General features: G+C 63.6%; 11 protein-coding genes and 1 pseudogene. 8 read left to right on the top strand and 4 right to left on the bottom strand.

Annotated features, from left to right (window positions below):
* Position 1: 1 nt before the first annotated feature.
* Entirely contained in the window at positions 2 to 484 is a 483-nt protein-coding gene (locus GJ633_RS03170) for a hypothetical protein (RefSeq protein WP_156587084.1), read from the top strand.
* Positions 485 to 544: 60 nt separating this feature from the next.
* On the opposite strand, the gene GJ633_RS03165 is transcribed toward GJ633_RS03170, so the two are convergent.
* The gene (locus tag GJ633_RS03165) at positions 545 to 1,342 is read right to left on the bottom strand and encodes a polyprenyl synthetase (RefSeq protein WP_156587083.1); all 798 of its coding nucleotides are present in this window, start codon (positions 1,340 to 1,342) and stop codon (positions 545 to 547) included.
* 982 nt (positions 1,343 to 2,324) lie between these two features.
* Here GJ633_RS03165 and GJ633_RS03160 point away from each other — a divergent pair.
* Both GJ633_RS03160 and GJ633_RS03155 read left to right on the top strand, forming a co-directional pair.
* A complete protein-coding gene (locus tag GJ633_RS03160; protein ID WP_156587081.1) occupies positions 2,325 to 2,489 on the top strand; it encodes a hypothetical protein in 165 nt (54 codons plus the stop codon).
* A gap of 462 nt (positions 2,490 to 2,951) precedes the next feature.
* The gene (locus GJ633_RS03155; RefSeq protein ID WP_321168886.1) at positions 2,952 to 3,707 is read left to right on the top strand and encodes an IclR family transcriptional regulator; all 756 of its coding nucleotides are present in this window, start codon (positions 2,952 to 2,954) and stop codon (positions 3,705 to 3,707) included.
* 248 nt (positions 3,708 to 3,955) lie between these two features.
* Here GJ633_RS03155 and GJ633_RS03150 read toward each other — a convergent pair whose 3' ends face one another.
* Positions 3,956 to 4,801 carry a fumarylacetoacetate hydrolase family protein gene (locus tag GJ633_RS03150; protein ID WP_156587079.1) on the bottom strand — a complete coding sequence of 282 codons (846 nt, stop codon included), beginning with the start codon at positions 4,799 to 4,801 and terminating at the stop codon, positions 3,956 to 3,958.
* Positions 4,802 to 4,940: 139 nt separating this feature from the next.
* Between GJ633_RS03150 and GJ633_RS03145 the strand changes: the two genes are divergently transcribed.
* From GJ633_RS03145 to GJ633_RS03130, 4 genes are all read left to right on the top strand, one after another.
* Positions 4,941 to 6,116: an enolase C-terminal domain-like protein gene (locus GJ633_RS03145; protein WP_321168885.1), complete on the top strand. Its 1,176-nt coding sequence runs from the start codon at positions 4,941 to 4,943 to the stop codon at positions 6,114 to 6,116.
* Positions 6,113 to 7,210: a Gfo/Idh/MocA family protein gene (locus tag GJ633_RS03140; protein ID WP_156587077.1), complete on the top strand. Its 1,098-nt coding sequence runs from the start codon at positions 6,113 to 6,115 to the stop codon at positions 7,208 to 7,210. Before GJ633_RS03145 ends, GJ633_RS03140 begins: the two co-directional genes overlap by 4 nt.
* Before the next feature lie 77 nt (positions 7,211 to 7,287).
* The gene (locus GJ633_RS03135) at positions 7,288 to 8,067 is read left to right on the top strand and encodes an SDR family oxidoreductase (protein ID WP_321168884.1); all 780 of its coding nucleotides are present in this window, start codon (positions 7,288 to 7,290) and stop codon (positions 8,065 to 8,067) included.
* A 26-nt stretch (positions 8,068 to 8,093) separates the two neighbouring features.
* Positions 8,094 to 9,179: a zinc-binding dehydrogenase gene (locus GJ633_RS03130; protein WP_156587073.1), complete on the top strand. Its 1,086-nt coding sequence runs from the start codon at positions 8,094 to 8,096 to the stop codon at positions 9,177 to 9,179.
* A gap of 153 nt (positions 9,180 to 9,332) precedes the next feature.
* On the opposite strand, the pseudogene GJ633_RS03125 reads toward GJ633_RS03130, so the two are convergent.
* Positions 9,333 to 10,774 (bottom strand): annotated as a pseudogene (locus tag GJ633_RS03125) (aldehyde dehydrogenase family protein).
* Between the two features lie 101 nt (positions 10,775 to 10,875).
* Between GJ633_RS03125 and GJ633_RS03120 the strand changes: the two are divergent.
* The gene (locus tag GJ633_RS03120) at positions 10,876 to 11,742 is read left to right on the top strand and encodes a fumarylacetoacetate hydrolase family protein (protein WP_156587071.1); all 867 of its coding nucleotides are present in this window, start codon (positions 10,876 to 10,878) and stop codon (positions 11,740 to 11,742) included.
* A 278-nt stretch (positions 11,743 to 12,020) separates the two neighbouring features.
* Here the strand turns inward: GJ633_RS03120 and GJ633_RS03115 are convergent, their stop codons facing one another.
* Positions 12,021 to 12,257, bottom strand: a complete 237-nt coding sequence (locus tag GJ633_RS03115) for a DUF4242 domain-containing protein (protein ID WP_231741212.1) — start codon at positions 12,255 to 12,257, stop codon at positions 12,021 to 12,023.
* Between the last annotated feature and the right edge of the window lie 434 nt (positions 12,258 to 12,691).

Below are 12,691 nucleotides of genomic sequence, written 5' to 3'. Positions count from 1 at the left end.
TATGAGTCGGTTCGATGGGAGTCGGGTCTGGCAGCACCTCACCGGTGACCGTCGCCCGCGTCGGACGATTGTCGCCGCAGTTGTTACCCTCGTCGGGTTCGCATCGGTCGCGTTCGTGCTCGGACTGAGCGTCGGTCTCTACGAGTTCTGGGGGTGGCTCGTGATCGCTCTCGGAATTGCCGTCGGTGCGGGGGTCGTCGGCGCGGGTCTCGTGCCGACCGTCGGCTCACTGTGGCTGATCGCTTTCTGGGGGTACGTCTTCCCACCACTCGTCGGCTATCTCGGCGGTGAGTGGACGGGCGGAGGTCGATACACCCACCCGAGAATGCTCGGATTTGCGTACGGGTCTGCCCGCGCCGAATTACTCGGCGGACTCGAAACGAGTCTCACGTTCGGACTCCCGCTTGCGATCATCATCGGAACGGTCGGCTACGTCTCCGGCACTATCATCGATCAAGTGAGAATGCGAGTCTGGACGGAGTGATGACTCCCGCTCTTGTTTTGCGGTTGCACGCAGGAGACCGGCCACGCGTCCGTGAGTTCCTCAGTCCCGTCTCGGTGCAGTCGCCTCGGCGAACGCTCGCAGACGCGACAGGTCTGCGGTCTCTGACAGGGCGTCGAGAGCCTGCTCAGCGTCGTCTCGTCGCCGTTCGGCGTGCATACGGAGCTCTGGCTCGTCGCGTGTGGGTGGCACGACCATCGCCGCGTCCGGATCTGTATCGAGAACGCGATTGATCTCCCGTGCGGTACTGAGCCCCCGTCCGAGTCGTTCGAAGTGCCGGCGATCCGGCTCGTCGAGACCGGCGATCGTTGCTCCGAGGACGGCAGCGCCTCCACCGAGGCTCCCGGCCGTCTCGTCTATGAACCTCGATTGGTCGTACGCTGTCGAGCCGGCCGAGGTGTAGGTGCGGGCAAACGCCTCGGTGATGGTCTCGAGAACCGTCGTCATTCTCTCGAAACAGCTGTTCAACGCGGTATCCGGCACTGAACGGAGCGACGAGAACGCCGTCGTGTACAGGTAATCTCCGGCCAGCAGCGCCGATGCCGGATCCAGCGTGAGTGAGTGCCCGTGTTTGTCCGTGATCGTGACGAGCAGCCGACTTCTGAGACGAACGTATCCCCGGAGTAGTTCGATCGCTGCGGCAACAGGAGAGGCGGTCTCGGGGTCGCGACGATCCGACAGCGAATCGTACACGCTCACCACCAACTGCCCGTACCACCCGTCGTGAGACTCCTGCAGTACCTCGCGGACGAGGGGTAATCCGACGTCGTCCGCGTCAGTGAGCACCCCCTCCAGGTGACGCTCGATCTGTGGTGAGTAGACTGAGTCTGAATCAGCCATCGATCTCACCCATCACCTGCTGGCGTATCAACACTACTTTCATCGAGGTCGGGATGGGTTCGGACAGGTCACGCTCGCGCCACGTGCCGCGTCGATACCACGCGGAGCCCATGCCACGCGGAGACAATGATCGCCCCGACGACCGGTGAGTTCGGTAGATAGGATGAGCGAGAAGCGGTGTCTCGGCAGTGTCTGGATCGGGAGTCTACATAGAAGTAACCTGTTTGGTTCGAATTTTTGTTTATTCGAATAGGTTTTGAATAGCAGTTCGGTTCCCGTGTGTTTCGTGTTGGCGTAGAGTCCGTGTCGTCGACAGGCTTCTCGAAGCCATTGGGGACCACCGACGAGAGAGACAGTGTCTTCGGCGTGGTCGTTCTTGCGGGGTACTTGGCGAAAGGTCTCCAAAGACTGGAGTCGTCCTATTCCGAGCGTGGCGTGGTGGATTCGTCTCTGTCCGGGACGGTGACGCAGCAGTAGTGCTGGTCGTCGTATGGTTCACGGTGCCATCAACCGTGATTCGGACACGTGCTCTCAGTCGGTCGTAGGTCTATCCGTTGAAGCCAATGATGGATGAGCGATCGAGATCGTTTGACACCAAACAGATTGGTTCTGTTGAAATCCTCTTCTTCACACATATTCTCGTCTGACACAGCCGGTCGCTGAGGAGTGCTTATTGCCCAACGATCGATTTGATGAATGAGTTATAGGCCACTGATCTTCAAGATATTTGATAGGATCAGATGGAATCGACGTTGTCGTTCGAAAATCACGAGGAAGATGAGAATTCAGAGGTGACTCGTGGAAGTATAAGGCATCCAATGAGAAGAGCGACGGAGACGTTGCGACTGATGTATAGTATAGTGGTTACCGGTCTAGAATCCGGGTGCGGGACGAGGTAGTAGAACATACTAGAGCTAAAAGGCGTCAAGATCAGGAACGCTAAACCGGCAAGGACACCGATCTGGGTCCCTCGTTCCAACTGGTGAAACGAACGATCTCCCCGAAGAACCATCCAGAACAGACGAAAAACGAGAACGGCTACGAGAACCTCACCAGAATACTCGATCGCGATGATCATAAAAAGCCCAACGATGAGGCGTTCAAGGCCACCAAACAACTCTATAATATCCCAGATGTGAGGACGTAGTAGCCGAACGATCCAACAGATACCAGCAGCTATCGAGAGAGCGAAGACTCCACGGGGGACCTGATCAGGCACAGCAGTAAGTTACGTGGAGGATGCTAAGTATGTTTGATTAGTCAAATCGTTGTTTTACTCTCATAGATCGAACTAGGGTTGATGTGTGCTGACCACAGCAACCCAAAATATGTTACCTCCTAAACATTTAAATAAACTAATACATTAGAATTCATATTTGTATTTTATTTTGATAGGTATATAACCGGGAGTCGAATACCGAGCTTCGCTCGTTTCGGTGTCGCCGCTGGTCCGACAAACGCTCACTCGACGGGGTCGATCCTCCGCCGAGGCGAGCTATCTTCCCACCGACCCGCTGAAACTCGCCATGCCTCGCTCTTCGATCCCGATCTGACTCGTCTCGTTCTGTAAACCAGAACGCTTATCAGGAACGAATGCAGGGTGTCGAGTGTGAATGCCAAACACCCAGTACAGACGACCGAGAAGACGCTCACTCTCGTCGAGGAGCTGATGGGTCAGGGGTCGTGCGGGGTGACCGAGTTGGCTGCGGAACTCGACATGGGGAAAAGCGCCGTTCACAATCATCTCACGACCCTGCAGGAACGCGGATACGTGTTGAAGCGGGGCGACGAGTATCAGCTCGGACTGAAGTTCCTCGACATCGGCGGTCACGTGCGAAAGTCGACGGAGTTCTATCAGGTCGCAGAGCCGGAAGTGAAGTCACTGGCCGCCGATACCGGCGAACTAGCCAATCTCATGGTCGAAGAACAGGGGCTGGGCGTCTACCTCATGCGGTCGAAAGGCGACATGGCGGTCGATATCGACACGTACGCAGGGATGCGAACGCACCTGCACACGACCGCGCTCGGAAAGGCGATCCTCGCGCACCTCTCCGAGGAGCGCGTCGAGGCGATCGTCGAGCGACACGGGTTAGAACGGAAAACACCACAGAGCATTGACACGCGAGCGGAGCTGTTCGACGCACTCGACGAGGTCCGGGAACGCGGGTACGCCATCGACGACGGCGAGCGTGTCGAGGGGCTGCGGTGTATCGCCGCGCCCGTCAAGCGCTCGTCCGGAGCGGTGCTCGGTTCGGTGAGCGTCTCCGCGCCGGCGAGCCGCTTCAGCGACGATGACCTCCACGCCGAGCCCGCAGAACGGGTGCTGAGCGCTGCGAACGTCATCGAACTCAACATGAACTACTGAGCGTTCGTTCTGTATTCCATCCTCGATTACGAGCGCGTTCGACGTACGGCTGCCACACGTTAGGGACTCTCGTACGCGCACACTCGGACCGCTATGCCGGTATCGGCGATTCGGTACACGTCGATTTCGTCACGACTGTCGGTGGTCTCACGTTCTCTTATAGCGAATAAAACGGCGACAGTTCCGGAGTTCGGAGACGTCGAAGACGGCTCGCATGGTTCCGCTTCGATCGGGCGGACCGCGACGCGCTAGCCGTCGACGACCGGGTTGGTGAGCGTTCCGATTCCCTCTATCTCGGCCTCGACGACGTCGCCGCTCTCGAGCAGGTCCGGCGGGTCGCGGAAGACGCCGACGCCGCCGGGCGTGCCGGTCGAGATGACGTCGCCCGGCTCGAGCGTCATCGCGTGACTGATGTACTCGACGAGCTCGTCGACGTCGAAGATGAACTGTTCGGTGTTCGACGACTGCTTGGTCTCGCCGTTGACCCGGAGGGCGACGTCGGTCGCGTTGGGATCGAACGCGTCGTCTGCCGTGATAGCCGGACCGGCGGGTGCGAACGTGTCGTAGCTCTTCCCGCGGAAGAACTGTCCGTCGTCGAACTGGGCATCGCGACCGCTGACGTCGTTGACGACGGTGTAGCCGGCGACGTAATCCTCGGCGTCGGCCGCGTCGACGCGGTGGGTGTGGCGCCCGATGACGACGCCGAGTTCCACCTCGTAATCCACTTCCTCGAGCTCCGGGGGACGCCGGATCGGCGATCCGGGATCGGTCACGGCGGTCGAGGCCTTCCCGAACAACAGCGGCTTCTCGGGGATCTCCTCGTCGCCCTCTTCGGCGTGGTCGCGGTAGTTCAGTCCGACGCAGACGATCTTCCCGGGGTCTGGAACCGGCGTGAGTAGGTTCGCGTCCTCGGCGTCGAGCGTCGTCAGTGCTCCCTCCTCGACGAGCCGTTGTACGTGCTCTCGGTAGCTCTCGGTCGCGATGTCCTCGTACGACGGCGAGCCGATCGGGGCGTCGGACAGCGAGTGAATCCGCCCCTCGACGAGCACGCCCCACGAACCGGTACCGCCGGAACTGTATCTGACGAAACGCATCATCAGAACGGCCGACCGGTCCGCACTTAGGTGTTTCTGATGTGTACCGATCGGCCGAACCGGACGACGACGCGACTCGTCGCCGGACGTTCTCTGCTCGACAGGTGATTTTATTAAATATGCCTCGCAACCACGGAGCGTGAGCCCGAAGATCACACGCATCGAGAGCATCGAATTCGCCTATCCGATCGAGGACGTTGGCACCGACGAGTCGGGATTCAACATCGTGTACGAGCCCGGCTCGACGATGGAGCGGAAGCTGTTCGGCCTGCGGGTCCACACCGACGTGGGGGTCACCGGCGAGTACGTCGGCGGCAACTCCCCCGGCGCGGCACAGATCAACATGTTCGCCGACTACCTGATCGGTCGGAATCCCCTCGCGCGCGAGCGACACTGGACCGAGATCAAGCGCGCGCTGCGGAAGTACGACCGGATGGGGATCGGTCCGGTCGACATCGCCCTGTGGGACTTCGCCGGCAAGTACTACGACGCGCCGATTCACGAACTGCTCGGCACCTATCGCACGGAGTTACCGGCGTACGCGTCGACGTTCCACGGCGACGAGAACGGCGGGCTGGATTCCCCGGAGGCGTTCGCCGACTTCGCCGAGGAGTGTCTCGACATGGGGTACGAGGGGTTCAAGATCCACGGCTGGGGCGGCAGCGAAGCCGCGCGCGACATCGACCGCGAGGTGGCGAACGTCCACGCCGTCGGCGAGCGCGTCGGCGACGAGATGGACCTGATGCTCGACCCGGCCTGCGAGTACGAGACGTACGGGGACGCGATCACGGTCGGGAAGGCGTGTGACGAGCAGGACTACTTCTGGTACGAGGACCCGTTCCGCGACGCCGGGATCTCCCAGCACGCACACCGCAAGCTCTCGGAGCGGCTCGACACGCCGATCCTCCAGACCGAGCACGTCCGCGGGCTGGAGCCGCACGCGGACTTCGTCGCCAACGACGGGACCGACTTCGTGCGCGCCGACCCCGAGTACGACGCCGGTATCACCGGCGCGATGAAGATCGCCCGCGTCGCCGAAGGGTTCGGCACCGACGTCGAGTACCACGCCCCGGGCCCGGCCCAGCGCCAGTGTCTCGCGGCCACGCGGAACGCCAACTACTACGAACTCGCGCTCGTCCACCCCGACGCCGACAATCCGATCCCGCCGGTGTACAAGGGCGACTACTCCGACGCGCTCGACACCGTCGACGATCGCGGTCGCGTGAGCGTCCCGGAGGGGCCGGGGCTCGGCGTCGACTACGACTGGGAGTACATCGAGGCGAACGCGACCGGTAGCACGCACGTCTACGAATGACGTACAGGGCGGGGATCATCGGGACGGGTGGCATCGCCGGGATGGGCATCCTCGGGATGCACGACGAGGAGGCCATCGGTACGGAGAAGATCGACGCGAGTCACGCCGGCGGCTACCACGCCACCGAGGAGATCGAACTCGTCGCCGTCGCGGACATCAACGAGGAGAACCTCCGGCGGTTCGGCGAGGCGTGGGAGATCCCCGAGAGCCGCCAGTATCTCGGTCACGAGCCGATGCTCGACGCCGAAGATCTCGACGTCGTCTCCGTGTGTACCCCCTCGTACCTCCACCACACTCACGTCGTCGACGCGGCCCGGTCGGACGCGGCCCCCGACGTCGTCTGGTGTGAGAAACCGATCGCCTCCTCCGTGACCGACGCCGAGGAGATGATCGACGTCTGTGCGGAGACGGACACCGAACTCCTCGTCAACCACTCGTTCCGCTTCACCGACAAGCTCCGCACGCTCTACGACCACGTGCAGGAAGACGACCTCCTCGGCGACGTCCACTCGGTGAGCGCGCAGTTCCGGATGGAGCTGTTGCGGAACTCCACGCACCTCCTCGACACGCTCGTGTACCTGCTCGACGCCCGCGCGGAGCGGGTGAGCGGGTACATCACCGGCGAGAACGAGGCCGTCGACTCGCTCGACGCCGACAGGGAGGTCGACGACGCCGGCGGCGGCGGCTTCGTCGTGCTGAACGACGGGACGTTCGCGACGATCGACTGTACGGTTCCACGGGAGCCGTCGTCGATGATGTTGAGCTTCGTCGGCTCCGAGGGGAAGCTGTACATGAACAACGACGACGGGGAGTGGCGGTACTGGGCGCTGGAGGACGGCGAGCACGTCGAGCGGCCCCTCCCCGGGATCGAGGGCGCGTGGACGTGGGAAGACGACTACAAGGGGTCGTTCGCGAACGCCGCCACCCACGTCGAGGACCTCCTCGAGGGGACGACCGAGAACCACTCGACGGGCGAAGAGGCCAAGCGATCCTTAGAGATCATCGTCGCGCTCTACATCTCTCACTACACGGACGGACAGGTGTCCGTGCCGCTCGACCGGCCGCTCCGGGACGTGACGATCACCTCCTGGTGAGCGGCGGGACGTCGCGCGCGCCTCCCGCCGTGACCCTCAGAGGAAAGATTATGGTCCGGGCGCCGCTTCGTTCGATCGTGCCGTTAGAGTATACACACCGGCCGGTGACCGTCACCGACAAGACGGCGGTCGTCATCGGCGGGACGAGCGGTATCGGCAGAGCGATCGCACTCGGGTTCGCCGAGGAGGGGGCCGACGTCGTCGCCGCGTCGCGGACGGAGTCGAGCGTCGCGGCGACCGCCGAGGAGATCCGCGAGCGGGGCGGCGACACGATCGAGGCGACCTGTGACGTGACCGACTCGGCGTCGATCGCGGCGCTCCGCGACGCGGTGGTCGACGCGTTCGGCGGCGTCGATATCCTGGTCAACTCGCCGAGCAGCATCGCGCGGACGCCCGTCGCAGAGATCACCGACGAGGACTGGGAGACCGTCATGAGCGTCCAGCTTCGCGGTCCCGTCGAGGCGACGAAGCTGTTCGCGGAACGGATGGAGTCTGGCGCCGTGATCAACATCTCCTCTGCGTCCGCCGAGGCGGCGCTCCCGAACCTCGCGGTGTACTCGACGGCGAAGGGCGGCATCGACGCGTTCACGCGCGTCGCCGCCGAGGAGTACGGCCCCGAGATTCGGGTCAACGCGATCCGTCCCGGGTTCGTCCTCACCGAGCAGACGGACGGCGTCTACACGGACGGCGATCCGCGGTACGAGACGATCAAATCTCGGACGACCGGCGGACGGCTCGCCCAGCCCGAGGAGATCGCGGGTGCGGCCGTCTACCTCGCGAGCGACGCCGCGTCGTACACGACCGGCGAGATACTCACGGTCGACGACGGCTTCCTCGCCGCGACGTTCGAGGAGTGAGTGACGGACGACACCTACCAAGAACCATGACGACCGGACGAGTCACATACCTCGACGGCCCCGAATCGGTACAGCTGAAAGAGTACGAGCTCCCCACCCCGGCAGACGGCGACGTGCTCGCGGAGATCGTTCGCGCGAACGTCTGCGGGTCCGAGCTCCACATCTGGCGCGGCGAACACCCGTACATCGACGACGGCGTCCTCGGCCACGAGGCGCTGTGTCGCGTGGTCGAGACCGGCGGCGACGTCCGTGACAGCGCCGGCAACGCCCTCTCTCCGGGCGACCTGATCGTCCCCGCGTACTTCGCGACGTGCGGCGAGTGCGTCCAGTGCGGGCGCGGGAATCCCGAGTACTGCGAGAACGCCTACAAGTACTGGTCGCGGTCGCCGGACGAGTGGCCGCACTTCCACGGCACGTTCGGGACGCACTACTACGTCCACGACGACCAGTACGCGTACCGGGTGCCCTCGGACGTCGACGAGACGGCGGCGGCCGCGGCCAACTGCGCGCTCTCGCAGGTGCTTCACGGGCTCGGCGAGGTCGACCTGACGCTCGACGAGACCGTCGTGATCCAGGGCGCCGGCGGGCTGGGGCTGAACGCGACGGCGGTCGCGACCGAACTCGGCGCGGAGACGATCGTCGTCGACGGCGTCGCCCAACGGCTCGACCGCGCCCGGGAGTTCGGCGCCGACCACACTATCGACCTCACCGAGTACGAGACGGTCGAGGCGCGGTGTGACCGCGTCCACGATCTGACCGACGGCCTCGGGGCGGACGTCGCCGTCGAGGTGACCGGCGTCCCGGCGGCCATCGACGAGGGATTCCGCCTCCTCGGGAAGGGCGGTCGGTACCTCGTCATGGGGAACATCATCCCCGGCAAGGAGGCGACGATCGACCCCGGGCTGGCGGTGCGGAAGTCGGTCGAGGTGACGACGACGATGCGGTACGCCCCCTGGCGACTCCACGACGCCCTCGGGTTCCTCTCGAAGCACGGCGACGACTACCCGTTCGACGAGCTCGTCGACGCGTCGTATCCGCTCTCGGACGTCGACGGCGCGCTGCGCGATTCGGCGAACAGGGAGGTCACGCGGGCGGCGCTCGTCACCGAGTAGCGTTCCGCATCAAACTCACTGCCGCGATCCCGACGTCCGTGGCTCGACAAGTAGGACGTCCGTGGCCTCGACGAGCGGGAGGCGGAAAAGAATCGAGACGACGGAAACGAGCGGCGGGGAGTCGAGACGAACCGGTCGCCGGTGACCCGGCGATCAGTAGTTGTCGTAGACCGTCTTCGTCGTCGTGAAGAACTCCAGCCCGGCGTCGCCCTGCTCGCGGTACGTGTTGCTGGAGGAGTTCTTGAGACCGCCGAACGGAACGTGGAGCTCCAGCCCGGTCGTCTTCTCGTTGATCTTCACGACGCCGGCCTCGATCTCGTCCGCGAAGTGGTTAGCCTCGGTGTGGTCGTCGGTGACGATGCTCGCGGAGAGGCCGAACTCGACGCCGTTGGCGACCGAGAGCGCCTCCTCGTAGTCGGCGACCGGGATGACGGCCAACACCGGACCGAACACCTCCTCCTGTGCGAGGGTCATCTCGGGGTCCACGTCGGCGAACACCGTCGGTTCGACGTAGTGCCCGTCGTCAAGGTCGGGGCGGCCGCCGCCGGCTGCGAGGGTGGCGCCCTCCTCGCGCGCGATGTCGATGTACTCCAGCGTCGAGTCGAGCTCGTCCGCGTTGACCTGCGGACCCATGTCCGCCCCGTCGAGACCCGGACCGACCTCGATCGCCTCCGCGCGCTCGACGACGGCGTCGACGAACGCCTCGTACCGGTCCTCGTGCACGATGCGCGCGAGGTGGCGGTACACGCCTGGCCGGTGACGCCGAACGCGCCGGCGGCGACGATGTCGGCGGCGGTCTCGACGTCCGCGCTCTCGGTGACGACGGTGGGGTTCTTCCCGCCCATCTCGGTCTGGATGCGCTTGCGGTCGTCCGTCGCCGCGTCGTAGACGTACTGCCCGGTGTCGGAACTGCCGGTGAACGAGACGGCGTCGATGTCCGGGTGCGTCGTGAAGACGTCGCCGACCTCGCTACCGGGGCCGGTGACGAGGTTCACGACGCCGTCCGGGATCCCCGCCTCGTCCAGGGCGGTGACGATCGCGTGTGCCGGGCCCGGCGCGGCACTGGCCGGCTTGAGCACGACCGTGTTGCCGGTGGCGATCGCCGGAGCCAGCTTCCAGGCGGGGATCGCGATCGGGTAGTTCCACGGCGTCACGAGCCCGGCGACGCCGAGCGGCTCCTTCCGGGTCGAGATGCGCCGCTTCGATCCGCCGCCGTCTTTCACGGTGCCGCCGAAGTCGAACGCCTTCTGCGAGTAGTAGTAGAAGATGTCGATGGCGCGCTGGACCTCGGGCGCGGCCTCGGCCGGGGTCTTCCCCTCCTCGCGAACCAGCTGCTCGGTGAGTTCGTCCTTGCGCTCCTCGAGCCACCCCGCGGCGTCACGGAGGATCGCCCCTCGCTCGGTCCCGGGAGTGTTCGCCCAGTCGTCGGCCGCCGCGGCCGCCGCCTCGACGGCCTCGTTCGCGTCCGCCCGCGAGGAGTTCTGGTACCTCGCGACGACCTCGCCCGTCTGGGCCGGGTTCACGACGTCGAGCGTCTCGTTGGTCTCGGCGACCGTCCACTCTCCGTTTACGTAGTTACGATTAGGTTCCGGCATCGGTACAGCGTTATCGACCGGCGTTTAGAGGCTTTTCGGTCTGATGGAGTCGCTCGCCGCCGTCGATAGAATTAATACTCCCTCTTTTGAACGGAAAGACGATGCGGTACTATGCTGTCCATGCGGAGGGTGAGCCACGTCTGGCTGTGGAAACCGATACCGCGGTTCGGGATCTCACCAGCGCACACAACGACATCGAACGGTTCAGAGACCTCGCGAGCGTCGCCTCGGTCACCGGCACCGGTATCGACGACGTCGCCGCCGGCCTCGTCGACGACGCTCCGGAACTCGACCGGTCTGTCCTCGACGCCCCGCTCCAACCCCTCATCCCCGACGAGGTGTGGGCCGCGGGCGTGACCTACAAGATCAGCGAGGAGGCCCGAGAGCAGGAGAGCAGCATGCCGGAGATGTACCTCAACGTCTACGAGGGCGAGCGGCCGGAGATCTTCTTCAAGGGGACGGACAACCACACCGTCGGCCCCGGCGACGACGTCGGCATCCGCGCCGACTCCACGTGGGACGTTCCCGAGCCCGAACTGGGGATCGTCCTCTACCGCGGCGACCCGGTGGGGTACACCATCGGAAACGACATGAGTAGTCGGGAGATCGAAGGGGAGAACCCGCTGTACCTCCCGCAAGCCAAGGTCTACGATCGGTGCTGTTCGATCGGCCCCAACGTGAGTTCGTCGGCGACCGTCGGCGATCCGCACAGCCTCGAGATGCAGATTGACATCTCGCGTGACGGCGAGACGATGTACGCCGAGTCGACGACGACCGGCGAGATGGTGCGGACGTGCGAGGAGCTGGTCTCGTACTACACGCGACACAACTCGGTGCCGGAGCTCGCGGTCCTCCTCACCGGGACGGCGCTCGTCCCCGAGGAAGGGTTCACCCTCGAACCCGACGACGAAGTCACGATCGACCTCGAGGACATCGGCACCCTCCGCAACAGCGTCACGCGCGTGTGACGCATCTCTGAAAGCGACGCCGAGACTGAAAGCCGGGGGCGTCTCGTCTCACCATCGAATCGCGGCCGTCAGCCGCGGAACCGGGATCGGCGCGATCCGGGTGGACCCGTGTCAGATCCACACGTCGACCCCGACCGATATTCTTCGGCCGCGCGAGGGTGTCATAGAATCGTTCTCACGGGATCGTTTCCATCCGTGATTTGGAGAATTCGCTGTTGGCGTCGGCGTACGAATTACGGTCACGACGTGAGAAATCGGAGTCTATCTCCGCGGGTGGGTCACTCTCCCTGCTGGACCTCGAAGATCTCCTCTGCGGTGAGGCCGTGGGCTTCACGGTGTACCTTCTCACCCGCTTCTTTGCTGGGGCCCTCGAACAGACAGAAGACAGCGTCTTTGTCCTCGTCAACCCAGTACCTCAGATATTTCACTCCGTGTTTTTCTTGCGTCTCGAGATCCTTTTTATGGGCCTCTGCGACGTCCTCAGCACTGCCGCCGACGTTCCTGTGAACGTCCATGTATAGGGGCATAGTCGTATGCTACTACGACGTCTCAGAGCATAAAGTTACCTAACAATAATTATATTAGATTTACTACATATTCTATTGAGTGGAAACGCCTGCATATCGTGGTTCACCTCACCTCACATCACATCCATTACACTACCCGATTCACTGGCGGCCCGATACGGTGGGTGAACCGTTCTGTGACAGCGGGTGTCATCGAACTCTTCTCACATCGTTTTATTTCAGAGCGGAACTGGAGAATCAGCTCTCAGATCGTGTGTGCTAGTCGATATTTCGGGTGGAACTGCTCGATACGAGATTGTCGTCAACGCGGAGAACATCTGTAAAGCCCCAGCCGCTCGGCGATACGTGGTCGATAGTTCCACGGCGAATACGTCCAAAGCCCCAGCCGCGAGGACTCGGGGACCTTGCTGCGCGCCTCGGTC

It is taken from the genome of Halorubrum sp. CBA1125, from assembly GCF_009742825.1.
Taxonomy (GTDB): Archaea; Halobacteriota; Halobacteria; order Halobacteriales; family Haloferacaceae; genus Halorubrum.
Note: the sequence above shows the minus strand (reverse complement) of the source record. Positions and strands in the feature narration are given on the sequence as shown.

Excerpts from the sequence above, each read along its gene's own strand:
- GJ633_RS03170 (WP_156587084.1), top strand. The coding sequence starts at position 2 with ATGAGTCGGTTCGATGGGAGTCGGGTCTGGCAGCACCTCACCGGTGAC.
- GJ633_RS03165 (WP_156587083.1), bottom strand. The coding sequence starts at position 1,342 with ATGGCTGATTCAGACTCAGTCTACTCACCACAGATCGAGCGTCACCTG.
- GJ633_RS03150 (WP_156587079.1), bottom strand. The coding sequence starts at position 4,801 with ATGCGTTTCGTCAGATACAGTTCCGGCGGTACCGGTTCGTGGGGCGTG.
- GJ633_RS03140 (WP_156587077.1), top strand. The coding sequence starts at position 6,113 with ATGACGTACAGGGCGGGGATCATCGGGACGGGTGGCATCGCCGGGATG.
- GJ633_RS03130 (WP_156587073.1), top strand. The coding sequence starts at position 8,094 with ATGACGACCGGACGAGTCACATACCTCGACGGCCCCGAATCGGTACAG.
- GJ633_RS03120 (WP_156587071.1), top strand. The coding sequence starts at position 10,876 with ATGCGGTACTATGCTGTCCATGCGGAGGGTGAGCCACGTCTGGCTGTG.
- GJ633_RS03115 (WP_231741212.1), bottom strand. The coding sequence starts at position 12,257 with ATGGACGTTCACAGGAACGTCGGCGGCAGTGCTGAGGACGTCGCAGAG.